At 46.4% G+C, this 459-nt stretch carries 1 protein-coding gene; it reads right to left on the bottom strand.

Annotated elements, in window-relative coordinates; genetic code table 11:
* Positions 1–121: 121 nt before the first annotated feature.
* Positions 122–214, bottom strand: a complete 93-nt coding sequence (yncL, locus tag M3191_RS18255) for a stress response membrane protein YncL (RefSeq protein WP_002906891.1) — start codon at positions 212–214, stop codon at positions 122–124.
* Positions 215–459: the final 245 nt, after the last annotated feature.

Here is a 459-nt window from a genome sequence, read left to right as displayed (position 1 = left end):
GGTAATAGCTGCCGCGCAGTTAGCCCCCGCCGCCCGACAGCAAGATAACAACTCTGTTGTTCGCGCGTAAAAAAGCAGCCTTCGGGGCTGCTTTTTTAGGTTTCGTTGCTGAATTAAATGATTAAAACCAGCCAAATCTTACGGACAGCAGGCTGATAAGCGCGAACGCGGCGCAGACATTAATCATAACGACGGTTTTACTGGAGACATCCATAGCGCCACCCTAATGAGGAAGTCCTAAAGGTATAGTACGGCGCCAGCGGTTGCGCTATCAGATTAAGACGAATCAGGCTTTATTCTGAATATTCAGCCCGTTTCTGATTTTGTTATACAGGTATCTCTGAATCACGACGTCATGGCAGATAATCATCCCACCATGGAACGCCCTCAGGGAAGGAAAAAGTAAGAATGACGTTATATCAAAAAATGTTGGTGTTTTACGCCATTATGGGCGTGATA

Source organism: Sporosarcina luteola (genome assembly GCF_023715535.1).
GTDB classification, from domain to species: Bacteria; Bacillota; Bacilli; order Bacillales_A; family Planococcaceae; genus Sporosarcina; species Sporosarcina luteola_B.
The sequence above is the reverse complement of the archived record's forward strand: the minus strand, read 5'-3'. Positions and strand labels throughout refer to the sequence as shown.

Coding starts and splice junctions, on each gene's coding strand:
- yncL (WP_002906891.1), bottom strand. CDS start 214: ATGGATGTCTCCAGTAAAACCGTCGTTATGATTAATGTCTGCGCCGCG.